Here is a 25,194-nt window from a genome sequence, read left to right as displayed (position 1 = left end):
CTCGCCGGGCCGGGGCATCTGCCGTCTACTGCAGCACCGGGGCCGAGGCGGCGTGGACGACGGCGACGCGGTCTCCGCCGGCCATCTTCGCCTGGTACATGGCGTGGTCCGCCGCGCGGATGAGCTGATCCATGACGGGGGCGCCGTCGTTGCCGACGGTGACCACACCGATGCTCGCGGTGATGGTGAGCACGGGCGGCAGGTCGCTGTACGGCTCGGCGACCGCCGAACGGATGCGGTCGGCCAGCGCCTCGGCGTCCTTCACGTCGTCTACGGCGGCGACCGCGATGAACTCGTCCCCGCCGAATCGCCCGAGCACATCCGTATCGCGGATCACGCCGCGCAGCCGCTGCCCGATCTCGCGCAGCAGGGCGTCTCCGGCGGCGTGGCCGAGCAGGTCGTTCACGGCCTTGAAGCCGTCGAGGTCGATGAAGATGACGGTCAGTGTCGAGTAGCCCTGCACGAGGGTGCGGGTCACGTCCTCCTCGATCAGGCGCCGGTTCGGCAGGCCGGTCACCTCATCGTGCATCGCCGCACGGCGCAGGGTCTCTTCGAGCCGGATCCGCGCGATGGCCTGCGCCGCCTGATTGGACAGCGCTTCGGCCAGCGGCACGGCCTCCTCGTCGAACTCCCGCGGGTGGTCGAAGAAGCAGATCATCGACCCGACCGCATCGCCGTGGGACCGCATCGGCGAGGCGATCGCCGCGTGCACGCCGCCTGCGCGGTAGATGTCGCTCATACCGGCGTCGGGGACGTAGGTGTCGGCCTCCTCGGGGGAGCGCACGATCAGCACCTTGCCGCCGAGCAGAGTCACCATACCGGCCGGCCGCAGACAGGAGGGCCAGTGGGCTGCGAGCGGGTTCACGCCTGCGGCCTGGAAGAGTCCGCCGCCGGTCTTCGTGAGGTGGACACTGACGGAGCTCGCGGCGAAGGCGCGTTGCGCGACATCCACCAGGAGCTCCGCGGCGTCGAGTTCGGTTCGCACGTTGCCGAAGCCGACCGCGGCGTTGAGGAGGATCTGCAGTCGCTGCCGGCCGCGCTCGGTCTTCGCCTCCGCGCCGCGGAAGCCGAGGTTGAAGGACGAGCGCGGTGAGACGTCATAGATGGCGATGCGCTCCACGCCGCCATCGTTCTCGCCGAGAGAGCCCACCACGACGGGGCGGACGACTCCGGACACGCCGTGCAGCGTGGCATCGGTCGGGCGCTGCCCATCAGCTTCGGCGAGCGGCATCCGGAGGGTGAGGAACTCTTCGAGGGGATGGCCGACCACTTCGTGCCGGGCGCAGTTGAGCCACCCCAGCACCTGGGGGTTGACGTCGAGGATGGTCGACTCGTGGTCGACGGCGATCAGCCCGCAGGTCTCGAGACCTAGCACGGGATGCCCGCATCGGGGATGGCGCGTAGTCGGCGACTGACGATCGAAGCCCTGCCGTATGTCACGATTGCCTCCTAGCTTCTGCACGAGGCGATGGGTGGTGGCGAGACGACATGCGACGTCTCGTCGGCGAGGGTTGATCCAGCCTAGCGATACTTCGCAAAGTTAGCTAGTTTTCTTAAATATCGCTTCAGAGCTGTTCGGCTCTCGCAGCGGCTGGGAGAATGGCGCCATGGCGAACGAAACCCCGGCGCTGACCCTCGGTCAAGCGCTGCGCCAGTACCTCGATGCACGCAATGCGGCGCTGGTGACCGCGCGCGCCAGCCTCGGCATCAGCGACATCGACGCCCGCGCCCTCCTGTTCATCGTGGGCAACCCCGGCACGCGCCCGACGGCGCTGCGCGAGTACCTCGGCATCACCTCAGCGGGCGTCACGACGCTGATCGATCGCCTGGTCGGCCGTTCTCTTGTGCGGCGCGACATCGACCCCGACGACCGGCGCGTGAACCGCATCACCGCGACGATCGACATCACGGAGGATCCGTGGTCGGCTCTCAACCGGTTCGACGACGATTTCGACGTCGCCTGCGCCGCCGCGGATCAGGTGCGGCTCGGAGACTCGGCCGCTCTGCTGGAGTCGCTGACCGCCGCGACCGTCGACGCCCGGCGCTGACTCGCGCTCACGCGGTACGGCTGACGCCGTTTCAGGCGATGTCGATCCCCCGATACACCTGCGACTTCGCCTCGAGGAACGCGCACAGTTCGGAAACAGCGGCGAGCTCTCCGGCGAGCTCGAGCAATTCTTGCGCGTCCAGGACGAGGTTCTCTTCGCGGGGCTCCAACGTTGCGACCCAGTCGGAGGCATCCTGCGTGACCGGCTGGATGAAAACGCCGGTCGGAGCGTGACCGAGTCGGAAGAACACCAGGCCCGTGTTCGCTCCGCCGTCGCCGTCCTGCACCATCACGCGTGCAGCATCGGCCATGGGCTTCCCGAGTGCCCGGTACTCGGCCAGCCAAGACTCCAACGTCTCCAGATTACGAAACGCCATCGCCATCCTCCTGCGAGCTCTGCGACGAGAAAAGTATAGGGAGAGGGCGGAGCCGTCCTTTGCGACCGATCCATGCCTGAACGGGGCGGACTGTAGCCGATCGCGGTCCTTCATGTCGGCGTTTGCGATCGTGCGCACGATCGGGTCGACTTGAGGGATGCCCCCTACTGGAGACCTCGCGGACGATCTGGCGGCCGCCGTCCGCGGTCCCGAGATCTTCGCCGTCTACCAGCCGCAGGTGTCGCTGGAGAGCGGATCGATCGTTGCCGCGGAGGCGCTGTGCCGATGGTCGCACCCGCTTCTCGGCGACATCGATCCCGTGACCATGATCCGCGTCGCTGAGCGCAGCGGGGAGATCCACCCGCTCGGGCGGCGGATGCTCCAGGAGTGCCTCGGCACGCTCGCCGGATGGCGCGAGACGGGCCGCGACTGGGCGGTCGCCGTCAACGTCTCGCCTGTCCAGTTCGCGGACGCGTCGTTCGCCCGCCACGTCACCGCCGAGTTCACACGACGGCAACTTGCTCGGGGTTCGCTCGTGTTCGAGCTGCCTTCCGATCGGCATCCGGTCGCCGACCGGGCGCTCGTGTCCCAGCTGCAGATGCTCCACGACATCGGCGTCGAGGTCTCCCTGGGCGGGTTCGGTACGGGTGACTCGTCGCGCGACCTCCTTCCCGGGCTGCCGCTCACCGAGGTGAAGCTGCCCGGGCACCTCGTGCGGTCCGCCGATGCGGACTCGCGGGCGGCGCTGCGGGACGAGGTCGAGGCCGCGCACGCGTACGGGCTGCGCGTGGTGGCCGAGGGGATCGAGACGCTCACGCATCTCGACATCGCGGTGGCTCTGGGCTGCGATCGTGCGCAAGGCTTCCTGATCCGCCAGCCGGACTCGGAGATCGTGATCCCGTGAGCCGTCCCCGCGGCTCGGCAACAGGTCCGCAACAGTTCGGCTCACCGGTCGAAAAGGCCCCCGGCCGCGGATCTAGGATCAAGGGATGACGACGGCGCGACGGCGAGGCATCCTCGCTGTCGTCACCGCCATCATCCTCCTCGCGCTCGGTGCCGGCGTGGCCTTCGCCGTCGGCGACGCGCTCGGTATCCGCACCGAGTCGTCCGCGCAGATGGACCCGGCCGCCCCGGTCGTCCCGACGGTCGCCGAGCCGGTTCTGCCGCCTTCCTTCACGTTCGATGCACCCGACTCGGAGCGGGTGTCGGTCGCACTGGAGGAGGTGACGGATGCTGTGGCCGCCGCATCCGCTACCTCCGGCGAAGCCGTGCTCACCGTCCAGATCGTTCCGACCCTGATCGCGACGGACGACGCCTATGCGGTCGAGGGCGACGGAGGAGCGTGGCTCATCCGGGCCGGAAACGAAGACGGCGCCACCCGCGGGATCTATGCGCTCAGCAACCAGATCCGCGCGGCCGCACCCCTCACCGAGCTGATCGGCGAGCACGAGGCCTCACGCCTGCCGCTGCGCCTGACGGATCTCGGCGCGGTAGGCGTCATCCCGGATCCCGCCGAGTGGGAGGCGGGCGACGACTACTCGCACGCGTCGAAGGCGTTCGCCGCGGTGATCCAGCCCGAGCCGCCGTACGTCGACGAGACGGCGCTCGCCGCGGCCTACGACGACTTCGACGGATTCCTCCGTCACTCCCTCGCGAACGGATTCAACGCCGTCGCGTTCCCCGGGTTCGTCGAGTACGTCACGTTCGACGGCGCAGCGGGCGGCCCGGTCTACACCGAGGGCGATGACCACCGCGACAAGGCGCTGGCTCTGCGCGACGCGTTCGCCCCGTTCTGGGACCGTGCAGATGAGCTCGGCATGAAGGTGTTCCTGCGCACCGACATGCTCGCCCTCACCGGCCCGCTCGATCACTACCTCACCGCCGAGTTCGGTTCGCTCGACACCGAGAACCCCGAGTTGTGGAGCGTGTACACCGCCGGCCTCGACGAGCTCTACGACGCCGTGCCCGCACTCGACGGCGTGCTCATCCGCATCGGCGAGGCGGGTCCTGTCTACGACGTGGGCGGCTGGGACTACTACTCCGCGCTCGAGGTGACCTCGGTCGACGCCGTGCGCACCATGCTCGAGGCGTTCACGGGACAGGCCGAGGCATCCGATCGCGAAGTGATCTTCCGTACGTGGTCGGTGGGCGTCGGCGCCGTCGGAGACATGCACACCAACAGCGCATCGTACGAGGCGGTGCTCGGCGGCATCGACTCGCCCGCGCTGATCGTGTCGACGAAGTACACGCTCGGCGACTTCTACACCTGGCTGCCTCTCAACGACACCCTCGAGCAGGGGGAGCAGCGGCGCGTCGTCGAGTTCCAGAGCCGACGCGAGTTCGAGAACTTCGGTGCGTTCCCGAACGACCTCGGCCCCGAGTACCAGTGGGCCCTGCAGCAGCTGCTCGCCGCGAACGACCAGGTCGAGGGTGTGTGGGTGTGGACGCAGGACGGCGGGCCGTGGCGCGCCGGGCCGATGTCGCTGTACCTCAAGTCCGGCTTCTGGCAGCTGTACGAGCTGAACACGCGGCTCGCGGCAGGGCTTGCACAGGACGCCGACGCGGACGTCGCCGGCATCACCGCCGCGTGGGCCCGGGAGTACTTCTCCGCGGACCCGGCCACCGTCGAGGCGATCGTCGCGGCGATGACGCATTCGCGCGACGCGATCGCCCAGGGCATGTACGTGCCGCAGTTCGCCGAGCAGCGGGTCTTCGCCATCGGGCTCGAGCCGCCGCCCATGATGTGGATCTTCGAGTGGGACATCCTCACCGGCGACTCCGCGGTGCTCGACGTGCTCTACTCGATCGTCCGCGACAGCGGCCCCGACGGCGTCGAGGCGGCGATCGCCTCCGGCGCCGACGCCGTGGCGGCGGTCGAGCAGATGCGTGAGCTCGTCTCGCAGACGGATGCCTCGACCTGGCACTCCGCCGACATCCGGGCCGCGTTCCTCGACACCCTCGACTACGAGCTCGACACTCTGCGGCTCCTCGAGGCGTACCGCGCGATGATCCTGCATCAGGGGCAGTGGCACGACACGCTCTCGCCCGAGGCGCACGCGCGATGGGACGCGGACCGGGTCGTCTACGAGGAGCGTGCGGCCGAGCACCTCGACAGGTACGAGGGGAACATCGACTACCCGGCGTTCAACCTGACGGCCGCACAGCTCGGCGTCGAGCGCGGGGAGCGCGACCAGGCGATGGCGTGGTTCGCGCGCGTGCTGCTCGTGCTCGCGGTGGCCTGGGTCGTGATCGGCATGCTCGCCGCGCGCACGCGGCTCGTCGCCAAGCCGGGTGCCGCGGCCGCGCGGGCGACGTGGATCGCGTCGACGCGCCCGTGGCGCGCCCGCGAGTCGACGCTCGGCATGCTGGAGCTCGACCGGTGGCTGCTGCTCATCGTGCCGGCCGGTCTCCTCGTCGCCACACGGGCCGTGCAGACGTCGTTCCTCTCGTGGACGCATCTCGCCGTCATCATCGGCGCCTGGGTCGTGTTCGCCCTCGCGCTGCGGTTGCTGGTGTGGAACCGCTCGCCGTGGCCCGTCATCGCCGCGGTCGGCGGGGTCGTGATGCTGCGATGCATCGTGACGCTCTTCGCCCTGTCGTTCACCGGGCCCGGCGGCTACTGGTTCGCGTTCTGGACCGACCCCGTGCTCCGGACGGTGTACATCACCGTCGCGTTCGCGCTCTTCGCCTGGGTGTTCGTCGCGGCCGGCTGGGCGCTGGCGGCGCAGGTGCGCGCGCGGCGCGCGACCGGTTATGTGCTCGCCGCGGTGGGTGCGGGCCTGCTCGTGCCCGCGGTCGTCGTCGGGTCTGCGGGACTGGAGTCCGCGCTGACGCTGTGGAACGACGAGATGGGGCTGCTGCCGTGGGGCCTGGCCCGCATCCTCGGCATCACGACGTACCTCGAGATCCCTTCTGAGACCCCGTGGGTGGCGGCCGCGTTCGGCGGCGCGCTGCTGGTCGTCGGCCTGCTGCTGGCGCTGCCGTGGCGACAGCGTCGGGGCGCAGCATCCGTTCCCTCCTGACGGAGGGGGTGTGCGGCAGCAGTGGTAAGACCACACGGTTCGGAGGAGTAGCGTAGAGGCACCCCCGAAACGATTCGAAGAGGTATTCGCCATGCGCTCACGAAGCACAGCACTCCTGTCCATCGCCGCCGTTGCCGGCCTTCTCCTCGCCGGCTGCGCGTCGACCGCCGAGTCCGAGCCGACGTCCACGTCGGCCGCCGACTCGGTCGTCGAGTCCTCGGTCTCCGACCCCGCGGCCGCCGGTGAGCGCGTCGGCGCCGACGGCAACGAACTCGAGGTGTGGAGCGCCATCGTCCCCGACGAGAGCGCTGCCGCCGCACTCGAGGAGCCTGCGGAGGGCAACCAGTGGGTGACCGTCAACGTCGCCCAGTGGGTGACCGACGAGGGTCAGTCGGATGTCGACGTCGCGCCGGTCCTGCGTTCGACCGCCGACGAGTCGTTCTCGGCCGACGCGGTCTCCCAGCGCGCTGTCGAGGTGCCGATGACGCCGGAGAAGTCCTACACCTTCGTGTGGAGCTTCCAGGTGCCCGAGGACCTCGTCGACGCGTCGACGCTGGTGCTCTGCGTCGGCTCGGGCGACGAGGGCTGCAGCAGCCTCACCGCCGAGTGAACCTCGCACCGGCCGCCCTGCGGCCGGTGCCCGAGTGCCGGCGTCGCGCCGTGTGCCTTCGGGCACACGGCGCGACGGCGTTCCTGGACGCCCGCCGATGAGAGGTCGGCTTAGGCTCGGCACCGTGAGCAGTGCAGAGAAGGACCTCACGATCGGGGCGGTGCTCGACCAGATCGTGCATCGGGCGGCGGAGGAGGTCGAGGCCACCGCGGCGGCGGCGCTCTCCGACGAGCCTGACGGCGTGCATCAGCACCGTGTGCGGGTGCGGCGGCTGCGCAGCGTGCTGGCCGGGTTCCAGGATTCGCTCGACACGCGCTCGGCGCAGCGTCTGCGGGTCGCGTTCTCCCAGTGGGGGAGCGAGCTCGGCGTGGTGCGCGACATCGAGGTGCGCGCGGCCGTCGCCGAGGAGACCATGCGCGAGGCCGGCATCGAGGATGCCGAGGTGGTGCGCCGGCTCATCGACAGCGAGCGCGAGGCGTACGTCGCAGCGCATGCGCGGTTGGTCGAGCTCGCGAACAGGACGCGGGCGCAGGAGAGGAATCAACGTCTCCGGGAGTTCGTCGACGCCCTCGTCGTGGCCGAGCCCGAGCGGGACGCGGCGCCCGTGCTGTCCGACGTGCTGCAGTCGCAGACGAAGCGCGTGCTCAGGGTCGGACGTCATCTCGACGAGTCGGACGAGCGCTACCACGACCTGCGCAAGGCTGCGCGCCGCGCGAAGTACGTCGCGGAGGCGGTCGCCGAAGCGGCTCCCGGACTGTGGACCAAGAAGGTCGAGGCGCTCGCCGAAGCCGGCGACGATCTGCACGACGCCCTCGGGGATCACCGCGACGGCATGCTCCTCGCGTATCGCGCGCGGCACGAGGGCGCCCTCGCCGGACGGGCGGGCGAACGTGCGGACGTCTACGACACGATCGCCGACCTCGCGCAGAAGGCCGCCGAGGAGCACCTGGCCGACGTTCCCAAAGCGCTGCGGCGACTGGAGGACGCCGCATCCGATCTCCCGTGAGCGGCATGACGTCGACGGCGTGGGTGTCGGCGCGCGCGCCTAGACTTGACGGGCAATGACGGACGCCAGCACCCCCATCATCGTCGGCAGAGACATCGGCCCGCAGGCCCCCGGCGCACGCCCCGACGACGACCTGCTCGAAGGGCTCAACCCGCAGCAGCGGGAGGCCGTGACGTACCGCGGGCAGGCTCTGCTCATCGTGGCCGGCGCGGGCTCCGGCAAGACCAGCGTGCTGACGCGACGCATCGCGTCGCTGCTGCGGGGTCGCGAGGCATGGCCGAGCCAGATCCTCGCGATCACCTTCACCAACAAGGCCGCGGGCGAGATGCGCGAGCGCGTCGAGCATCTCGTGGGCGACTCGTCGCGCGGCATGTGGATCTCGACCTTCCACTCCGCGTGCGTGCGCATCCTGCGGCGCGAGGCCGAGCATTTCGGCTTCACGAAGTCGTTCACGATCTACGACTCGGGCGACTCGCGGGCGCTCATCAAGCGCCTCGTCAAAGAGCACGAGGCCGACGCGTTCGGGCTCACGCCGGCGGCGACGCAGTCGAAGATCTCGCGTCTGAAGAACGAGCTGGCGGATGCTGAGTCCTACGCCCGCTCGGCCAACATGAGCGACCCTGCCGAACGCGTCTTCGTCGAGCTGTTCGGTGCCTACCAACGCGAGCTGCAGAAGGCGAACGCGTTCGACTTCGACGACCTCATCGCGCAGACGGTGTTCCTGTTCCGCGCGTTCCCACAGGTGGCCGATGTGTACCGGCGGCGCTTCCGGCACGTGCTGGTCGACGAATACCAGGACACCAACCACGCGCAGTACGCGCTGATCCACGAACTGACCAGGCCGCCGGGATCGGATGCTGCGCCGCTGGCCGCGTCGGGCGGCATGATGATCTTCGAGCCCGAGCCCGCCGCGGAAGAGGGCGCGTCGCTCACCGTCGTCGGCGACTCGGACCAGTCGATCTACGCGTTCCGCGGCGCCGACATCCGCAACATCAGCGAGTTCGAGAAGGACTACCCGGGCGCCAAGGTCGTGCTGCTCGAGCAGAACTACCGGTCGACGCAGAACATCCTGTCGGCCGCCAACGCCGTCATCAGCCACAACTTCGACCGCAAAGACAAGAAGCTCTGGACCGACGTCGGCGCCGGCGAGCAGATCATCGGCTTCACCGGCTACTCGCAGCACGACGAGGCCCAGTTCGTCGCCGACGAGATCGAGGCGCTGCGCCGCGGCGGCGTGGACTACTCGCAGATGGCCGTGTTCTATCGCACCAACTCCCAGTCGCGTGCGCTGGAAGAGATCTTCATCCGCTCGGCACTGCCCTACAAGATCATGGGCGGCACGAAGTTCTACGAGCGCGCCGAGATCAAGGACGCCCTTGCGTACCTCGTCGCGGTGGCGAACCCGGCCGACGAGATGGCGATGCGCCGCATCATCAACCGGCCGCGGCGCGGCATCGGCGACGTGACGATCGAGACGATCTCGCGGTACGCGGCAGACCAGCAGATCACGTTCCGCGACGCGCTCGCGAACTCGTCGGCGCTGGGCGTCGGGCCCAAGATCCAGGCGGCGATCGCGCATCTGGACGCGGTGCTGGCCGAGGCATCCGAGATCATGCTCCCGTCGTCGGGCGAACTCGCTCCTCCCACCGCGGTCGCCGAGGGCCTCACGCTGCTGCTGAACAAGAGCGGCTACTACGACGCGCTGCGTGCCAGCAAGGACGCGCAGGACGAAGCGCGCATCGAGAACCTCGACGAGATGGTCGCCGTGGCGCGCGAGTTCGCGCGCAACAACCCCGAGGGCACGCTGCTGGACTTCCTCACCGAGGTCGCCCTGGTCTCGGACGCCGACGACCTCGAGGACGCCTCCGGTTCGGTGTCGCTCATGACCCTGCACACGGCGAAGGGCCTCGAGTACGACGCCGTGTTCGTCACGGGTGTCGAAGAGGACCTCATTCCGCATCGCATCTCGGCGGGGGAGCCAGGCGGTCCCCAGGAGGAGCGGCGGCTGTTCTACGTGGGCATCACGCGGGCGAGGAAGCGCCTGTATCTGTCACTGGCCATGACCCGTGCGCAATTCGGCGAGGTGACCGTGGCGATGCCCAGCCGGTTCCTGCAGGAGATCCCGGGCGAGCTGCTGCACTGGCGCCAGTCACCGGGCGACGTGAACTCGCGCGGCGGCACGCAGTCGCGGGCGCTGAACGCGCGCCGAGGATCCGGGTCGGGATCCGGATTCGGGGGTTCCGGCGGTGGGCGTCGTTACGGCGACGACCTGGTCCCGCTCGCGCGCCGCGAGCAGTCGGGCAACCTCGAGCGCTTCGCGAACAAGATCCCCGCGAAGGTGCGCGACAACGGCGACCTCGAGCTGGCGCCCGGCGACCGCATCCGTCACGACGACTTCGGTGAGGGCCGCGTGGACGCCGTCACCGGCGAGGGCGCCAAGCGCGTCGCCCACGTCCGCTTCGACTCGGCGGGCCCGAAGAAGCTGCTGATCAAGATCGCCCCGATCACGAAGCTCTGACGCGTTATCCACAGCCCAGGTTCCGGTGCCTGTCGAGTCTGCCAGGATGATCGCGCGCGGCATCCGCCGCGCCCTGTGCGATCGCGATGGGGTGTCGATGACTGCAGTCTGGGACCGTTCTGGTTCTCGTTTTCTCGGTATGGTGCTGGCTCTTCTGGTGGTGATCGCGGGGGTGCTCGGCGCATCCCCGGCACGGGCCGTTGACACGGGGGCCATCTCCGGCGTCGTGACCTCAGCGGACGGCGGGGGCGCCGGCGGCGTCTCCGTCATCGCTCATCGGTACCAGTCGGCGTGGGGCTACTGGGCCTGGCACACCTCCGTCGCGACGGATGCGAATGGTTCGTATACGCTGTCGGGTCTGCCGGACGCGGACTACCGGATCGAGTTCCGCCCCTTCTCCGACACCTCCGACCTGATCGCGGAGTTCTGGGAAGACGCCGGCGACATCTTCTCGGCGAAGACGGTCTCCGTCGCGTCCGGTGCGGCCGTCACTGACGTGGATGCGGTGCTCGGAGTGGGTGCGGCCATCTCCGGCGCGGTGACCGACGAAGCCGGCGCACCGATCGCGGGGGTGTCGGTCCGGGCGATCGACGAGATGGGCAGGTGGGCGAGCAGTGGCTTCACCAACGCGGCTGGCGTCTACCGGCTTGCGGGTCTTCGGACGGGCTCCTACCTGCTGGAGTTCGCTCCGGCCCTTTTGAGCACCGCCTTCGCGGGGGAGTGGTGGGAGAACGCCGCTTCGCGCGCACAGGCGACGTCGGTTTCGGTCGCCGCTGGGGCCGAGGTCTCCGGTTACGATGCCGTGCTCTCGCTTGCGGGAGCCGTCGCAGGAACTGTCACCGACAGCAACGGGACTCCCGCCTCGGGCGTCATCGTCTCGGTGTACCACGCGCAGACGTCGGGTGCCGGCGAATGGGCCGGTTCTGCTATGACCGACGAGACCGGTGCGTACCGTGTCGGCGGCCTGCCGGCGGGCGAATTCAAGGTCGCGTTCTCGTCCTCGGGATCGCTCCTCAGCGAGTGGTTCGACGACGCTGCCTATGCCGACACGGCCACGACGGTGAGCATCGGCGCTGGGGCCACGGCCACGGCGGACGCGGAGCTCACCATCGGCGCCACCGTCACGGGTGTGGTCACGGATCAGGCCGGAGAACCCGTTGCCGGCGTGGAGGTGTGGGCGCGTCCGGTGAGCACCGGTGGCCCGATCTACGCCAGTGGCGCGAGCACCTCGTCTGACGGCGCATACACTCTCGCTGGCCTCGCCCCGGGCGACTACCGCGTGGAGTTCGCGACGCAGAACGCCTCCTCCAACGTCGTCGGCGAGTGGTGGGACGACGCCACGAGCGAGTCGGCGGCCACCGTGCTGCCCCTGTCGGCGGGCGAGATCGCGAGCGACGTGAGCGCGCAGCTGGCCGCGGGATCGTCGATCACGGGTGCTCTCCGCGACGGCGACGGGGCGCCGTTGGCGGATTCCCAGATCGCCCTCTACGACACCGACGGTCAGTGGCTGCGCAGCGGCCGAGCCGGCGCCGACGGCACGTACGAACTCCGCGGGCTCCCGGCCGGCACCTATCGGGCGGGATTCACCGCAGACAACGGCGACGGTTCTTCGCTCAAGGAGTGGTGGGACAACGCAGCCGACGTCGCCTCGGCGGATGACATCGTGGTCGGCACCGCCGAGACGGTCGCGGAAATCGACGCGGTGCTCTCGCTGGACGACGGCTCAGTGCTCGAGACTTACACCGCGACACTCTCCGGAGTGGTGACGGATGCCCTGGGCAACCCGCTCGAGGATGTCTCGGTGACGATCGACGCGGGCTACTGGGGCGATGGAGCTCGAACCGATGCGGAGGGCTGGTGGACATCGCTCGGACTTCCCTCCGATTCGTACCGCGTGTCGTTCTCGACGGAGATCGACGGCGCGCTCGTCAGTGAGTGGTGGGATGACGCGGCGGACCGCGATTCGGCGACCGTGATCCGCCTCGGCAACGGCGAGCAGCGCACGGGAATCGACGCAGTACTCGGTGCGGAAGTCTTACCCGTGCTCGAGTCGTCGAGCCCCAAGATCACCGGGCCGCTGCGAGTGGGCAAGACCGTCAAAGCCAACGTGCGGCAATGGACCGACGGCACCCAGTTCACTTACCAGTGGTCGGCTGATGGCGCGCCCATCCCGAACGCGACCGAGACGGGACTCGTGCTGACGCCGGAGCTCAAGGGTGCCCGACTCACGGTCGCAGTCACGGGCACGCTCGCCGGCTATCAGACGGTCGTCGAGACGTCCGCTCCCACGGCGCCGGTGGCCGCACGGTAGCAGCCTCTCACTACACGGAGGCCGGCTTCTCTTCGGAGAGCCGGCCTTCGTCCATTGCCGTCACGAGCAGGTGGTGGTGCGCCAGCCGGCGGAGGGCCAGCATCACCGGCTCATAGAGCGCGGTGCCGAGCACGGCGTAGGACACCGCCTCGGGACGAGGCATGCCCGGCATGGGGGCCAGCTCGTCGGCGGCGATGCGGAGCATGGCGTCGCTGTAGCGGCGGAGCACGGAGGGGGCGGCATCCAATCCCGCCGCCTCCAGCGCCTGCAACGCGTCGTCGAGTTGGGCGACGGCGGTGAAATCCGGGTCGTAGGTGAGGCCGAGCGCCTCGATGGCCTCGCGCGCCCGGGGAAAGTCTTGACGATCGGACTCGACGTACGGGGGGAGGGCGCCCACCGCGCTCCCGAGCGTTGCGATCGGATCGTCGTAGGGGGCGTCGATCAGCTCGAGGATGTCACGCACCCGCGACAGCGGGAGCCCGCGGACGTCGGCCAGCGCGGCGATGAGTCGCAGGCGGGCGAGATGCTCGTCGCCGTACTCGGCACGCGTCGTAGAGATCGCCTCGCCTCGCGGCAGCATGCCCTCTCGGATGTAGAACTTCACGGTGGCCACGGGAACTCCGCTGCGCTCCGACAGCTCAGACATCTTCATGTGACAGACCCTCCTCCGTCTTGACATTGGATACTATAGCTATCCACTATTGGAGAGCCTAACTATCCAACGGAGGCCACGATGAACCCGATCCTCACGATCGTCGCCGGCGCGACGATCCTCACCGTCATCGGCATCATGTCGGGCGGCACCTTCCTGCTGCGCATCACGACGCGAGGCCTGCCGTTCAACGGGCTGCAGAAGACCTTCTTCCGCGCCGGGCACGCGCACGCCGGCGTGCTCGTCATGCTCGGACTCGTGAGCATGCTGCTGGTGTCCGCGGTGGGCGTGCCCGTGCCATGGCAGTGGGCATCGGTCGGCGTGCTCGCGAGTGCACTCCTCATCCCCGGCGGGTTCTTCCTCTCGGTGCTGGGACGCGACCCTGAGCGCCCGGGGCCGGCGATCGCGCTCCTGTGGACCGGAGTCGTCGTGCTCGCAGCATCCCTTCTGGCGGTCGGGATCGGGGTGATCGCCGCCGGAGTCGCCGCCCTGGGATGACGTCCGCGGGTTAGGCTCGCACAATGGCCTTGTTCTCGCGCCGTCCGAAGAAGCCCGCCGAGCAGCCGCCGACCTCCCCGCAGCCGTCACCGGCCGATGAGGTGGCGGGCGACACGGTGGGCGCTCCCGTCGAGGCCGCGCCGGCCGAGCAGTCCGCGGGCGACGCACCCGCACGCGAGACGGATGCCGCGGCCGAGCCCACGCAGGAAGGCCCCGCGCCCGACGCGCCCGGTCATGCGACGGAGGCGGATGCGGCAGCATCCGTGTCCATCTCCGTCTCGTCGTTCGGCGGGCTCGGGGTGTCACCGGCGACGTCTCAGCGGGCGGAGCCGCGCGAGCCGCAGGCGGGGGAGGCCGTGCCGCCCGGACCGAAGCCGCGAGTGGGCGCCCGCGAGTGGATGCGCACGGCGCCCGAACCGGCCGAGACCGTGCCGGGGCTGCGCGACAACGTGCTGCTGCGCGCCGCACTCGGGCGGATCGGCGACGCACCCGCGTCGCAGGCGCTGCTCGATGTCACGCGACAGCTGCTGCAGGGGCACGTGTTCCTGCGGGTCAAGGGTGACGCGCGGGCTCTTCTCGCCGAGGGCAAGGGCCTGCCGCTCGCGATCGCGAACTCGGGAGACCGCACGTTCGCGCTCGTCTACTCGAGCGGCGCCGCGCTGCAGGCGAGCGTCAAGGCCGACGGCGACACCGAGACCTCGGCGATGGGTCAGCCCGTTCTCACGGTGCTGCGACACGTGTTCGCGAGCTCGTACGACGGGATCATCATCGACCCCGCTTCATCGCCCTCGCGCGCAGTGCTGCCCAAGGAGCTGCTGCAGCGCGCCGTCGAGCAGGCCGACCCGCAGCTCACCGTGAAGACGCTCCTGGCCGCCGAGCGCACGAGCGAGATCACCGCCAAGGTCGCCGAGGCGCTCACGCGTGTTCCGCTGTGGGTCGCCGTCGGCGTCTCCGACACCGGCGCGCCGGGGATCGCGGAGGGGCGCGATGCCGACGGCCGCCGCTTCCTCGAGGTGTATTCGCACCCGCTCGAGGTGGCGGTCATGGGGCGCGGCGACAACGCCGGGCCGATCACTCCCGCCCAGCTCGCGAAGGCGCTGCGCACCGACGAGGGGCTCACCGGCCTCTTGGTCGACCCGGCGGGACCGTGGATCCGCCTGAGCCGCGACGATCTGGCACCGCTCCTAGCCCTCGCGGACTGAGGTCGCCCCGGCTCAGCGAGGGGTTGACACCGTTCCGAACGCACGTATTCTATTCAACATATACGTTGATAAAGGGATACGTTGAGCAATGGACGATGACCGACTCGATCGAGCGTTCGTGGCGCTGGGCGACCCGGTCCGCCGCGCGATTATCGCGCGCCTGAGCCGCGGGCCGGCGACGGTGGGCGAGCTCTCCGAGCCGTTCCCCATCACCATGCAGGCGGTGTCCCGCCACATCAAGGTGCTCGAAGACGCCGGGCTCGTCACGCGGTCGCGCGATGCGCAGCGGCGACCCGTCCACCTCGACGCCGCGGCGCTCGAGGAACTCACCGCGTGGATCGACCGCTACCGGCTCGACGCCGAGCGCGCCTACCGGCGGCTCGACGCAGTGCTCGCGGCGGCAGCATCCGTCCCCTCGACAGGAGACCCTCGCAGAACCGACACGAAGGAGAAGGAACCATGAGCAACCCGCTCATCATCGAAGCCGTTCCGGGCACGTCGTATGCCGACATCACGCGGGAGTTCGACGCTCCCGTCGAGGCGCTGTTCCGGGCGCATGCCGATCCGCGGCTGTTCCAGCAGTGGATCGGACCCGGCGAGGAGCGCACCGAGATCACCCACTGGGACTTCCGCACGGGCGGCGGCTACCGCTTCGTGCAGCGCGACGCGAGCGGCGAGTATGCGTTCCGCGGCGTCTTCCACACGGTGCGCGAGAACGAGCTGATCATCCAGACGTTCGAGTTCGAGGGCTGGCCCGATGAGGTCAGCATCGACTGCATCCGCTTCGAGGCGCTCGAGGGCGGTCGCTCGCGGATCGTCGACCACAGCGTGTTCTCGACCGTCGAGGTGCTCGCGAACATGCAGTCGGAGGGCATGGAGCGCGGCATGCGCGAGGGCTACGACAAGCTCGACGGGCTGCTCGCGGCGGAGGGCTGAGCCATGGGCAAGGTCGTGACATCCGCGTCGATGTCGCTGGACGGCTTCGTCGCCCACGAGAACAACGATCCGGGGCGCCTCTTCGACTGGTACGAGGCGGGGGACGTCGAGGTGGTCACCGCCAGCGAGCCGGCGTCATTCCATCTGACGCCGATCAGCGCGGACTACTGGCGTAGCTTCATCGGGGAACTCGGATGCCTCGTGGTCGGCCGCCTGCTCTTCGACATCACCGACGGCTGGAGCGGCGTGCACCCGCTGGGCGTGCCGTTCGTCGTGCTCACGCATGAGGCGCCGGAGAGCTGGGCCCATGCCCACACCGGGAACGCGCACTTCGTCACCGACGGAATCGAGGCGGCGGTCGCGAAGGCCCAGGAGCTGGCGGGGGACAGGGCGGTGGCGGTGGCCGCCGGCACCGTCGCCGGTCAGGCGCTCGCCGCAGGACTCGTCGACGAGGTCGCCATCGACCTGGTGCCGGTCGTGCTCGGGCAGGGCCATCGGTACTTCGCCGAGGTCGATCCCGCGGCCGTGCGACTCGGGGACCCGACGGTGGTGATCCCGAGCGCACGCGTGACGCACATGGTGTTCCCGGTCGAGCGGCGAGCGGGGTGACGGATGCCGCGGCTCCCCGCTAGCGTCGGACCATGGCGTCCCCGCGCATCACCCTGACCGTGCCCGGCCCCGACGGCGATCGCGAGGTGGGCCTCTCGAACCCCGACCGGGTGATCTGGCCCGAGGTCGGGATCACGAAGCGCGAGCTCGCCGAGTACCTCATCGCGGTGCAGCAGCCGTTCCTGGCGGCGAACGGCGACCGGCCGGTGTCGCTCGAGCGGTTCCCCGAGGGCGTCGACGGCGAGCGGTTCTACTCGAAGAACCCGCCGAAGGGGGCGCCGGCTTTCGTCGAGGCGCAGACCGTCACCTACAACAGCGGGAGGCGGCATCCGCAGATCATCCTCACGGAGATCGCCGCGGCCGTATGGGCCGTGCAGATGAACACGATCGTGTTCCACCCGTGGGCGTCGCTGACGGCGAACACCGACAATCCCGTCGAGCTGCGCATCGACCTCGACCCTCAACCGGGGACGGACTTCGCGGATGCCGCCGCCGTAGCCCCCGCGATGCGCGACGTCCTCGCCGAGGCGGGGCTGACGGCGTTCCTGAAGACCAGCGGCAACCGCGGCATCCACGTGTTCTGCCCTATCGAGCCCGAATGGGAGTTCCTCGATGTGCGCCATGCGGTGATCGCCGCGGGTCGCGAGCTGGAACGTCGAATGCCCGAGAAGGTCACGATGAACTGGTGGAAGGAGGAGCGCGGCGAGCGCATCTTCATCGACTTCAACCAGGCCAACCGCGACCGCACGATGGCCGGCGCCTACAGCCCGCGCGCGTTGCCGACCGCGACGGTGTCGACGCCGCTCACCTGGGACGAGCTGGAGTCCGGGGTCGACCCGGCGGCGTTCACGGTGCGGACGGTTCCGCAGCGACTCGCCGATGTGGGCGACCCGTGGTCGGACCTGCTCGCGAAGCCGGGCCGCATCGACACGCTGCTGGAGTGGTGGCAGCGCGACCTCGATGGCGGCCTCGGCGAGCTGCCGTTCCCACCCGATTTCCCGAAGATGCCCGGCGAGCCGCCGCGCGTGCAGCCCAGCCGCAAGAACGAGGCGAACTGGCCGAAGGACGAGGGCTGAGCGCCGGGAGGCACCCGCGGGAGTCCGTGCGATCGGCCGGCCTCACCGGGAGTCCGAGGACAGGTCGGCGAGGAGCAGCGCGGCGAGTCCCACCGCCGTCGCGCTCGCGAAGCCGTGGTTTCCGCGCGGATCGTCGATCGTGACCTCGGAGGCGATCACGGCGACGGCATCTCTGACCGGATCGACGACGACAGCCGTTCCGCCCTCGCCCTGGGCGTAGAACATGCCGCGCTGCGGGTCGACCCACCAGTGATAGCCGTAGGCGATCGTTCCGTACCCGACGGTGGCGACGACAGGGCTGGTCGCCTGGACGGCCCACGTGGCCGACACCACCTGCTCGTCGTCCCAGACGCCCTCGTCGAGCATCAGCTGGCCGATGCGCATCAGGTCCGTCGCGCGCAGGCGCAGGTGCGTGTAGCCGAGGTTCACCCCCTGAGGGTCGGCCGGCCAGGCCACTTCGGCCTCCTGATACTCCCGGAGGAGTTCTTGGGGGTCGCCGTCAGGGGAGAAGCGCTCCTCCCACAGGGGCGCGGTGTCGATGTCGAGCGGATCGAACAGCACCTCGTCCGCGAAGCGGAACGGGGACATCCCGGTGACTTCTGCAACGATGGCGGCGAGGATGTGCGTGCCCGGGTCGGAGAAGAGGAACCTCCCGTCGCCCGGACCGCGGGATGCGCGATCCGCGAGGATCGCGGCCACCCAGTCCGCCTGCGCGGAGAGGTCGGCAGGCGTCCCTCGGATGTCGCGCTCCTCCGACATCGGCGCGAAGTTCGCCGTGTGCGTGAGCACGGCCTTGAGCTGGATGGCCGCGGTCTCCGGCGTCAGGACGCCCGCGTAGTCGGGAAGCAGCTGGCCGAGTGTGGCATCGACGCCGGAGATGAGCCCGCGATCGATGGCGATGCCGATGAGGGTCGAGGTCACCGCACGGGTGACGCCTCGCACATCCCAGGTATCCTGCGCGGTGGACTCCTGATACTGCTCGTACACGAGCTTGCCGTGCTGCTGGACGAGCACCGCACGGACGGCAGCCTCGCCGTACAGGGTGCTGAAGATGGTCTCGATGTCTTCGCGGATGGCCTCGGCCGGCGGCCGCTCCTCCGGCAACGACACGGCAGATGAGCACCCGCCGAGCAGAGCCGCGATCACCGCGCACATCAGCGCGACCCGTGTGCCGGTACGACCGCGGGAATCCTGGTGGTCTCGGCGGGCCATGGATGCCTCCAACAGCTGTGACCCTGTCCGCACGGTACACCCGCGTCGAGCCGGCGAACAGGCCACAGCAGCGGCAGCAGGTCTCCGCCGACGGGGTCAGACCAGCACGTCGGCCAAGTCGTATGCGGCGACCACCTCGAGCTGTTCGTACGTGCACGAACGCGGGTCGCGGTCGGGGCGCCAGCGCTCGAACTGCACGGTGTGGCGGAAGCGCCAGCCCTCGAGCTGGTCGTAGCGCACCTCGAGAACGCGCTCGGGCCGCAGCCGCACGAACGACGAGTCGGCGCGACCGGCCTGGAAGCGCGACTTCTCGCCTTCGCCGCGCAGCGCCTCGCCGTCGGCGTCTCGTTCGACGAGCGGGGCGAGCTCGTCGATGAGCTCGAGGCGGCGCGCGTTGCTCCAGGCGGCGACACCGCCGACGGGATAGAGCGTGCCGTCTTCGCCGTACAGCCCGACGAGCAGCGAGCCGACCCCCTCACCCGACTTGTGGATGCGGTACCCCATCGCGACGACGTCTGCGGTGCGGGCGTGCTTGATCTTGAACATCGTGCGCTTGCCGGGGGCATACGGCTGGTCGAGAGGCTTCGCGACCACGCCGTCGAGGCCGGCGCCCTCGAACTCGGCCAGCCAGCGGCGCGCGAGCTCGGGATCGTCGGTGGTGCGCGTCACGTGGACCGGGTCCGGAACGTCGCGCAGCAGCTCGACGAGCGTCTGCCGGCGCGTGGCGAACGGCTGGTTCTGCAGATCGCGGTCGCCCACGGCGAGCAGGTCGAACGCGATGAACATCGCCGGCGTCTGCTCGGCGAGCATGTTCACCCGGGATGCTGCGGGGTGGATGCGCTGCGACAGCGACTCCCAGTCGAGCCGCCGCCGGCCGTCGCGGTCGATCGGAACGACGATCTCGCCGTCGAGGAGGCACGGTTCGGGCAGGAGGCGGGCGAACGCCTCGACGAGCTCCGGGAAGTACCGGGTCAGCGGCTTCGCGCCGCGAGACCCGATCTCGACGTTCTCGCCGTCCCACGAGATGAGGGCGCGGAACCCGTCCCACTTCGGCTCGTAGCTCAGCCCACCGGGGACCTTCGCCGGATCGGGGACGTCGGGCACGGACTTCGCGAGCATCGGCGCGGGGATCTCGTACGGCATGCGTCTCATCCTGCCGCTCCCCGCCGACAGCCGACACCCCGCCCCACGAGCCGAGACCCCACACCTCGCACAGATCGGATGCGCGACGGCCGGAGAGTCGGCAGACTCGGGAGCGGGCGCGTGCGCGTCCGGAACGGAGGGTGACCGTGGCGACCGTCTTCCAGTTCCTCGCCGAGCATCCGATCGTCGTGCTGTTCGTGCTGATCGGCGTCGGCGCGGCCTTCGGGCGCGTGCGCGTCGCGGGCGTCTCGCTGGGCGCCGTCGGCGTGCTGTTCGTGGCGATCGGCATCACCGCGTGGGGTGTGTCGGCAGGCGTCACGATCGAGATGCCGACGGCGGTCGGCGACCTCGGGCTCGTCGTCTTCGCGTTCTGCACGGGGCTCATCGCGGGGCCGGGCTTCTTCAACGCGCTGCGCACGTCGTACCCGCTGATGCTGGTCGTCACGGGGGTGCTGGTGGCGACCGCGGCCATCGCCTATCTCGTGGGCTCGGCCCTCGGCATCCCTCCGATCACCATCGCCGGAACGTTCGCGGGCGCGCTCAACAACACGCCCGCGCTCGCTGCCACCGGTGGGAGCCCCGACGCCACCGTCGGCTATGCGAGCGCGTACGTCTACGGGGTGATCGCGGCGATGATCGGCGTCGCGCTCGCGCTCCGGTCGCGGCACAAGGACACCGACGCCCAGGCCCCGATCGTGGGCAAGCCGATCGAGGTGGACACCGGCTCACGCCCCACGGTGGGCGAGGTCGCGGCGGGGCGCGGCGATCGCGTGGCGTTCTCGCGCCGTCGCTCCGCCGACGGCGACGTCGAGATCGTCGGACCCGACGCGGCACTCGAACCCGGCGACATCGTGAACGTGATCGGCCCGAAGGACGACGTCGAGGCGGTGACGCGCGAGCTCGGGCACACGTCGGCGATCGATCTCACGCGCGACCGCAGCCGGCTCGACTTCCGGCGCATCATCCTGTCGGATGCCCGCCTCGCCGGCCGGACCATCGCCGAGCTGGGCCTGCCCGAGCGGTTCGGCGCGACCATCGCGCAGGTTCGCCGCGGAGATGTGGATTTCGTCGCGACCCCCGAATTCGTGCTGCACCAGGGCGACCGGCTGCGGGTCGTGGGCCCGACCGGGTCGATGGGCGAGGTGACCCGGTTCCTGGGCGACTCCGAGCGGGGCTTCGCCGACATCAACCCGGTGGCGCTCGGGCTCGGCGTCCTCCTCGGCCTGCTGCTGGGCTCGATCGCGGTCCCGCTCCCCGGCGGCGGGCAGTTCAGCCTCGGCTACGCTGCGGGCGTGCTCGTCGTAGGGCTGGTGATGGGCCGCATCGGCCGCATCGGACGGGTCGTCACGTCCTTGCCGAACACAGCCTCGAGCGTGCTCGCCGAGTTCGGCCTCCTGATCTTCCTCGCGTACGCCGGCACGAAGGCCGGCGCCCAGATCCTATCGGCGATCGCCTCCGGCGAGGTGGTGCGCCTGCTGCTGCTCGGCGCCGTGCTCACCACCTTCTTCATCGCCGCGACCTTCCTCCTCGCGCGCCACGTCTTCCGGCTCGGCGGCACGCGTCTGTCGGGTCTCGTGGGCGGCGCGCAGACCAACCCCGCGATCCTCGGCTTCGCCAATTCCCGGACCGACTACGACGTCCGTGTCGCCCTCGGCTATTCGCTGGTGTACCCCGCGGCCATGGTCGTGAAGATCCTCCTCGCGCAGGTGCTCGTGGAGCTGTGACGACGGACGCCGCCCTCTCGCCCGCCAGGTGGATCAGGTCGACGCTGCCGTGGCCGACGCGGACGCGGCGTAGAGCGCGGCGGCCTCGGCGCGGTTGGCAGCGCCGATCTTGGCGAGGATCGCCGACACGTGCACGGACGCCGTCTTCGGGCTGATGAACAGGCGCTGGCCGATCTGCGGGTTGGTGAGGCCCTCGGCGATGAGCTCGAGCACCTGCAGCTCGCGCGGGGTCAGGGTCGCGACGACGCCGTGCGACGCCTCGGCATCCGACGACCCCGGTGAGAGGCGGGCCTGCGCCGCGAGCTCGTTCGCCCAGCGTGCGGCGCGCGCGACGCCGAGCGCCGGGGCTTCCGCGGCGACCGCGCCGAGCAACGCCGCAGCCTCGGCGCGTTCGCCCGCGTCGATGAGCGCCCACGCCAGGCGGCAGCGGGCGGTCTGCAGGTGCCACGTGGGCAGGCCGCCGCCGGCGAGGTCGTCGACGACACCGCGCCAGAGTCCGACCCGCTCGACCGGGCGAGCCCCGTCGGCGTCGGCGAGCAGCGCGCGCACGAACCCCGCGACCGACTGCGCGAGGCCGACCTCCGGCAGCGCCTCCACCGCGGCGTCGATCTGAGCGCGCACCGCAGGGTCGACGGGCCGGCCGGGCGAGAGGCACAGCAACGCGGCTGTCAGCAATGCGTACCGCCGGACCGCCGGGGAACCCTTCTCACCCGTGGCGACGGCGAGGACGGCGGTCGCGGCATCCGATGTCGAATCCCCGCCATGCAGCGTCAGCCGAGCCTCCGCGCGCTCGATCGACCACCAGTCGTCCTTCTCGGGGTAGCGGGCCCGCGACTCGTCGATCCGGCCGCGTTCGGTGGCGAACAGGTCGTCGCGTTCCTGTGCGCGGTCGTCCCATGACAGGTGCGACCCCAGCCGGCGCACCACCGAGGCGCCGTCGACGGGACTCAGCAGCCGCCGGGCGCGCTGCGCATACCGCACCGCCGGTTCGGGGCGCCCCGTCGCGAAGAGCGCGAACGAGAGCGAGTGGGCGATCGACGCACCGGTGCCGCGCTCGATCCCCGCACGCGAGACCTCCTCGAACTGCTGCGTCCCGACGACCGCGGCCTCGTCGAACCGGCCCACGCGCAGCAGCATGTCGGTGAGCGCCTGGCCGGCGTACGCGCGCATCGGCGGGTCGAGCCGCAGCGTCATGGCGCGCTCGAGGGGCACCAGCGCGCCGATCTCGTCGTCCTCGTCGGCGGCGATGCGCCAGGCCTCGACCGTCAGCGCGACGGCGAGGGCGGCGTCGTCGCCGACCTCTTCGGCCAGCGCGATCGCACGGTAAGCGTGCTCTCGGGCATCCGTGCCGTGCTCGTCGATCGCCATGTTCGTGAGCACGCGCGAGAGCAGGGTCCGTGCGCGCCGGTCGTCGAGACCCTCGAGCAGCGCGACGGCCTTGTCGAGGTCCTCGCGACGGCCGCGGTGCTCGAAGTTGAACGTCTCGACGAACCGCTGCCGCAGCAGCGCCGCACGTGTGATCGGATCGTCCGGGCAGACGGCGAGCCCCTCGTTCGCGGATCGCAGGGCGCGTTCCGGGTCGCCCAGGTCGTGCCATGCCTGCGCGGCGTCGAGGTGCAGAGCGGGGAGAGTCGTGCCGGCGCGGGTCTCAGCATCCGGGACCTGATCCCACAGCTCCGCGAGACGCTCGGTGAGCTTCGCTGCGGTGGCCGGCGAGAACTGCGACCGCGACTGCTGCAGCGCGATCACGGTGGCGTCGAACGCGGCGGCCAGGTCACGCGCGGCGAGCCAGTGCTCGGCGACCGCCGACGCGTCGTCGGGGGAGTCGCCGCGGTGGTCGCGCAGGTGTTCGGCGTATCGGCGGTGCACGCGTACGCGCTCGCTCGGCAGCATCTCGGCCTCGACCGCCTCGCGCGTGAGCGCGTGCCGGAAGCAGTAGCCGGGACCGTCGGCCACGATGACCCGCGTGTCGATGGCCTCGCGGAGGGCGTGGGCGAGCGCGCTCTCGTCCAGCGTGGTCACGGCGGCGAGCACGTCGTCGTCGACGTGCACGCCGCCCGCCGCCATCGTGCGCACGGCCTGCTGCGCGTCGTCGCCGAGGCGGGTGTACCGCGCGAGCACCAGCTCGCGCAGGGTGTCGGGGAGGGCGCGGTCGCCGAGATCGACGAGCTCCTCCACGAGGAATGGGATGCCGCCGCTGCGCTCCGCGAGCGCCTCGACGACACGCGGGTCGAGGCCGCTCGCCAGCTGGGCGACCTGTTCGGCGACCTCGTCGGGAGTGAGCGGCGTCACCTCCACGCGCACGACGGAACGTGTCCGGTCGAGCTCGGCGAGCACGGGGCGCAGCGGATGGAAACGGTCGATGTCGTCGGAGCGGTACGTCGCGACGATCGTGAGGCGGCGCCCTCGGAGGGTGCTGGCCAGGGTCTTGAGCAGTGCCATCGTGGCAGCATCCGCCCATTGCAGATCCTCGAGCACGACGACGACGTGACGGCGCTGCGACAGGCGCTCGAGCAGCACCTCGATCGCCTCGGCGAACTCGCCCGCCGGCTCGTCGGCGTCGGGCGTCTCGTCGGCGATGCCCGGCACGAGGGCGGCGAGGCTCGCGATCGCGGCCGCCGATCCCGCCGCGTCGCGCAGCGCGTCGGTGCCGACCGCGGCGTGCAGGTCGCGCAGCACCCGGCGCACCGGGCCGAACGCGGCGCCGATGGGCCCGAGGTCGACGCACTGCCCGAACGCGATCACGGGTGCGTCGTCGGTCCGCGCGCCGAGCGGGTCGGCCGTGACCAGCGCGAGGAACTCCTGCACCAGCCGCGTCTTGCCGACGCCCGCCTCGCCGCGCACGACGACGGTGCGCGGCACGCCGCCCACGCCGTCGTCGTACGCCTCGAGCAGGGCGGCGAGTTCGGTGTGCCGGCCGACCATGCGCGGGCTCGAGGGGAGAGCGGGCATGGTCATATCGTGGCACCTTCCCGGCGCCGGCGGACCCTCATCGCGTGGCGACGAACGTCGTGCGCCGGGCGGAGCGGTGCGGCCACCACGAACGGTGGTGCACGGATGCTGTCGCCGACCTGTGCGGTGCGGCCGGCGTCGAGGGGGACTCGGCGTCGCGCTCGGCGTGCTGCGCGAGCAGCTCCACCTCCCGACGCAGGTCCTCCGCGCGGTGCGCGTCGAGCACCGAGGCGAGGTACGTGGTGTCGTTCATGTGCGTCTCCTGTCGGGCCACCCGCCGAGGGCGGGCTTCTTACAGG

Annotated in this window: 21 protein-coding genes; 14 read left to right on the top strand and 7 right to left on the bottom strand. The window is 70.5% G+C overall.

Features of this window, described 5'->3' with window-relative positions:
• Positions 1–25: 25 nt before the first annotated feature.
• Positions 26–1,375, bottom strand: a complete 1,350-nt coding sequence (locus JNB61_RS12540) for a sensor domain-containing protein (protein ID WP_159846253.1) — start codon at positions 1,373–1,375, stop codon at positions 26–28.
• Positions 1,376–1,607: 232 nt separating this feature from the next.
• Here JNB61_RS12540 and JNB61_RS12535 point away from each other — a divergent pair, with 232 nt between their 5' ends.
• A complete protein-coding gene (locus JNB61_RS12535) occupies positions 1,608–2,048 on the top strand; it encodes a MarR family transcriptional regulator (RefSeq protein WP_159846250.1) in 441 nt (146 codons plus the stop codon).
• Between the two features lie 31 nt (positions 2,049–2,079).
• On the opposite strand, the gene JNB61_RS12530 is transcribed toward JNB61_RS12535, so the two are convergent.
• Positions 2,080–2,424 (bottom strand): hypothetical protein, encoded by a 345-nt coding sequence (locus tag JNB61_RS12530; protein ID WP_220339819.1) that lies wholly within the window; start codon positions 2,422–2,424, stop codon positions 2,080–2,082.
• Between the two features lie 157 nt (positions 2,425–2,581).
• On the opposite strand from JNB61_RS12530, the gene JNB61_RS12525 reads away from it, so the two are divergent.
• From JNB61_RS12525 to JNB61_RS12500, 6 genes are all read left to right on the top strand, one after another.
• Positions 2,582–3,328 (top strand): EAL domain-containing protein, encoded by a 747-nt coding sequence (locus JNB61_RS12525; RefSeq protein ID WP_220339818.1) that lies wholly within the window; start codon positions 2,582–2,584, stop codon positions 3,326–3,328.
• A gap of 85 nt (positions 3,329–3,413) precedes the next feature.
• Positions 3,414–6,446, top strand: a complete 3,033-nt coding sequence (locus JNB61_RS12520; protein ID WP_220339817.1) for a hypothetical protein — start codon at positions 3,414–3,416, stop codon at positions 6,444–6,446.
• A 91-nt stretch (positions 6,447–6,537) separates the two neighbouring features.
• Positions 6,538–7,056, top strand: coding sequence for a hypothetical protein (locus JNB61_RS12515; RefSeq protein WP_220339816.1), 519 nt, complete (start codon positions 6,538–6,540; stop codon positions 7,054–7,056).
• Positions 7,057–7,180: 124 nt separating this feature from the next.
• Positions 7,181–8,062, top strand: a complete 882-nt coding sequence (locus tag JNB61_RS12510) for a CHAD domain-containing protein (protein WP_220339815.1) — start codon at positions 7,181–7,183, stop codon at positions 8,060–8,062.
• Positions 8,063–8,117: 55 nt separating this feature from the next.
• Positions 8,118–10,580 (top strand): ATP-dependent helicase, encoded by a 2,463-nt coding sequence (locus JNB61_RS12505; protein WP_220339814.1) that lies wholly within the window; start codon positions 8,118–8,120, stop codon positions 10,578–10,580.
• Positions 10,581–10,719: 139 nt separating this feature from the next.
• Complete coding sequence (locus JNB61_RS12500) at positions 10,720–12,891, top strand: carboxypeptidase-like regulatory domain-containing protein (RefSeq protein ID WP_220339813.1); 2,172 nt, start codon at positions 10,720–10,722, stop codon at positions 12,889–12,891.
• A 10-nt stretch (positions 12,892–12,901) separates the two neighbouring features.
• On the opposite strand, the gene JNB61_RS12495 is transcribed toward JNB61_RS12500, so the two are convergent.
• The gene (locus JNB61_RS12495; RefSeq protein WP_220288421.1) at positions 12,902–13,543 is read right to left on the bottom strand and encodes a MerR family transcriptional regulator; all 642 of its coding nucleotides are present in this window, start codon (positions 13,541–13,543) and stop codon (positions 12,902–12,904) included.
• Positions 13,544–13,624: 81 nt separating this feature from the next.
• On the opposite strand from JNB61_RS12495, the gene JNB61_RS12490 reads away from it, so the two are divergent.
• From JNB61_RS12490 to ligD, 6 genes are all read left to right on the top strand, one after another.
• Positions 13,625–14,041, top strand: coding sequence for a hypothetical protein (locus tag JNB61_RS12490; RefSeq protein WP_220339812.1), 417 nt, complete (start codon positions 13,625–13,627; stop codon positions 14,039–14,041).
• 23 nt (positions 14,042–14,064) lie between these two features.
• Positions 14,065–15,243 carry an SseB family protein gene (locus tag JNB61_RS12485; protein ID WP_220339811.1) on the top strand — a complete coding sequence of 393 codons (1,179 nt, stop codon included), beginning with the start codon at positions 14,065–14,067 and terminating at the stop codon, positions 15,241–15,243.
• 88 nt (positions 15,244–15,331) lie between these two features.
• Positions 15,332–15,706 carry an ArsR/SmtB family transcription factor gene (locus tag JNB61_RS12480; protein ID WP_220288424.1) on the top strand — a complete coding sequence of 125 codons (375 nt, stop codon included), beginning with the start codon at positions 15,332–15,334 and terminating at the stop codon, positions 15,704–15,706.
• Positions 15,703–16,179 carry an SRPBCC family protein gene (locus JNB61_RS12475; protein WP_220339810.1) on the top strand — a complete coding sequence of 159 codons (477 nt, stop codon included), beginning with the start codon at positions 15,703–15,705 and terminating at the stop codon, positions 16,177–16,179. The genes JNB61_RS12480 and JNB61_RS12475 overlap by 4 nt, the downstream gene beginning before the upstream one ends.
• A 3-nt stretch (positions 16,180–16,182) precedes the next feature.
• The gene (locus tag JNB61_RS12470) at positions 16,183–16,788 is read left to right on the top strand and encodes a dihydrofolate reductase family protein (RefSeq protein WP_220288426.1); all 606 of its coding nucleotides are present in this window, start codon (positions 16,183–16,185) and stop codon (positions 16,786–16,788) included.
• 32 nt (positions 16,789–16,820) lie between these two features.
• Positions 16,821–17,864 carry a non-homologous end-joining DNA ligase gene (gene ligD, locus JNB61_RS12465; protein WP_220288427.1) on the top strand — a complete coding sequence of 348 codons (1,044 nt, stop codon included), beginning with the start codon at positions 16,821–16,823 and terminating at the stop codon, positions 17,862–17,864.
• A gap of 42 nt (positions 17,865–17,906) precedes the next feature.
• Here the strand turns inward: ligD and JNB61_RS12460 are convergent, their stop codons facing one another.
• Both JNB61_RS12460 and JNB61_RS12455 read right to left on the bottom strand, forming a co-directional pair.
• Positions 17,907–19,076 (bottom strand): serine hydrolase domain-containing protein, encoded by a 1,170-nt coding sequence (locus tag JNB61_RS12460; protein WP_220288428.1) that lies wholly within the window; start codon positions 19,074–19,076, stop codon positions 17,907–17,909.
• A gap of 96 nt (positions 19,077–19,172) precedes the next feature.
• A complete protein-coding gene (locus JNB61_RS12455; protein WP_220288429.1) occupies positions 19,173–20,219 on the bottom strand; it encodes an ATP-dependent DNA ligase in 1,047 nt (348 codons plus the stop codon).
• Positions 20,220–20,365: 146 nt separating this feature from the next.
• Between JNB61_RS12455 and JNB61_RS12450 the strand changes: the two genes are divergently transcribed.
• Complete coding sequence (locus tag JNB61_RS12450; RefSeq protein WP_220288430.1) at positions 20,366–21,943, top strand: aspartate:alanine exchanger family transporter; 1,578 nt, start codon at positions 20,366–20,368, stop codon at positions 21,941–21,943.
• A gap of 33 nt (positions 21,944–21,976) precedes the next feature.
• On the opposite strand, the gene JNB61_RS20395 is transcribed toward JNB61_RS12450, so the two are convergent.
• Together JNB61_RS20395 and JNB61_RS12440 are read right to left on the bottom strand one after the other, a co-directional pair.
• Positions 21,977–24,901, bottom strand: coding sequence for an ATP-binding protein (locus tag JNB61_RS20395; RefSeq protein ID WP_275952228.1), 2,925 nt, complete (start codon positions 24,899–24,901; stop codon positions 21,977–21,979).
• 31 nt (positions 24,902–24,932) lie between these two features.
• Entirely contained in the window at positions 24,933–25,148 is a 216-nt protein-coding gene (locus JNB61_RS12440) for a hypothetical protein (protein ID WP_220339809.1), read from the bottom strand.
• Positions 25,149–25,194 lie beyond the last annotated feature (46 nt).

Source organism: Microbacterium ureisolvens (assembly GCF_019511645.1).
GTDB lineage: Bacteria > Actinomycetota > Actinomycetes > Actinomycetales > Microbacteriaceae > Microbacterium > Microbacterium ureisolvens_A.
This window is presented reverse-complemented; position numbering and strand designations above follow the sequence as displayed.

Coding starts and splice junctions, on each gene's coding strand:
- JNB61_RS12535 (WP_159846250.1), top strand. CDS start 1,608: ATGGCGAACGAAACCCCGGCGCTGACCCTCGGTCAAGCGCTGCGCCAG.
- JNB61_RS12530 (WP_220339819.1), bottom strand. CDS start 2,424: ATGGCGTTTCGTAATCTGGAGACGTTGGAGTCTTGGCTGGCCGAGTAC.
- JNB61_RS12525 (WP_220339818.1), top strand. CDS start 2,582: ATGCCCCCTACTGGAGACCTCGCGGACGATCTGGCGGCCGCCGTCCGC.
- JNB61_RS12520 (WP_220339817.1), top strand. CDS start 3,414: ATGACGACGGCGCGACGGCGAGGCATCCTCGCTGTCGTCACCGCCATC.
- JNB61_RS12515 (WP_220339816.1), top strand. CDS start 6,538: ATGCGCTCACGAAGCACAGCACTCCTGTCCATCGCCGCCGTTGCCGGC.
- JNB61_RS12505 (WP_220339814.1), top strand. CDS start 8,118: ATGACGGACGCCAGCACCCCCATCATCGTCGGCAGAGACATCGGCCCG.
- JNB61_RS12500 (WP_220339813.1), top strand. CDS start 10,720: ATGGTGCTGGCTCTTCTGGTGGTGATCGCGGGGGTGCTCGGCGCATCC.
- JNB61_RS12495 (WP_220288421.1), bottom strand. CDS start 13,543: ATGAAGATGTCTGAGCTGTCGGAGCGCAGCGGAGTTCCCGTGGCCACC.
- JNB61_RS12490 (WP_220339812.1), top strand. CDS start 13,625: ATGAACCCGATCCTCACGATCGTCGCCGGCGCGACGATCCTCACCGTC.
- JNB61_RS12485 (WP_220339811.1), top strand. CDS start 14,065: ATGGCCTTGTTCTCGCGCCGTCCGAAGAAGCCCGCCGAGCAGCCGCCG.
- JNB61_RS12480 (WP_220288424.1), top strand. CDS start 15,332: ATGGACGATGACCGACTCGATCGAGCGTTCGTGGCGCTGGGCGACCCG.
- JNB61_RS12475 (WP_220339810.1), top strand. CDS start 15,703: ATGAGCAACCCGCTCATCATCGAAGCCGTTCCGGGCACGTCGTATGCC.
- JNB61_RS12470 (WP_220288426.1), top strand. CDS start 16,183: ATGGGCAAGGTCGTGACATCCGCGTCGATGTCGCTGGACGGCTTCGTC.
- ligD (WP_220288427.1), top strand. CDS start 16,821: ATGGCGTCCCCGCGCATCACCCTGACCGTGCCCGGCCCCGACGGCGAT.
- JNB61_RS12460 (WP_220288428.1), bottom strand. CDS start 19,076: ATGGCCCGCCGAGACCACCAGGATTCCCGCGGTCGTACCGGCACACGG.
- JNB61_RS12455 (WP_220288429.1), bottom strand. CDS start 20,219: ATGCCGTACGAGATCCCCGCGCCGATGCTCGCGAAGTCCGTGCCCGAC.
- JNB61_RS20395 (WP_275952228.1), bottom strand. CDS start 24,901: ATGACCATGCCCGCTCTCCCCTCGAGCCCGCGCATGGTCGGCCGGCAC.
- JNB61_RS12440 (WP_220339809.1), bottom strand. CDS start 25,148: ATGAACGACACCACGTACCTCGCCTCGGTGCTCGACGCGCACCGCGCG.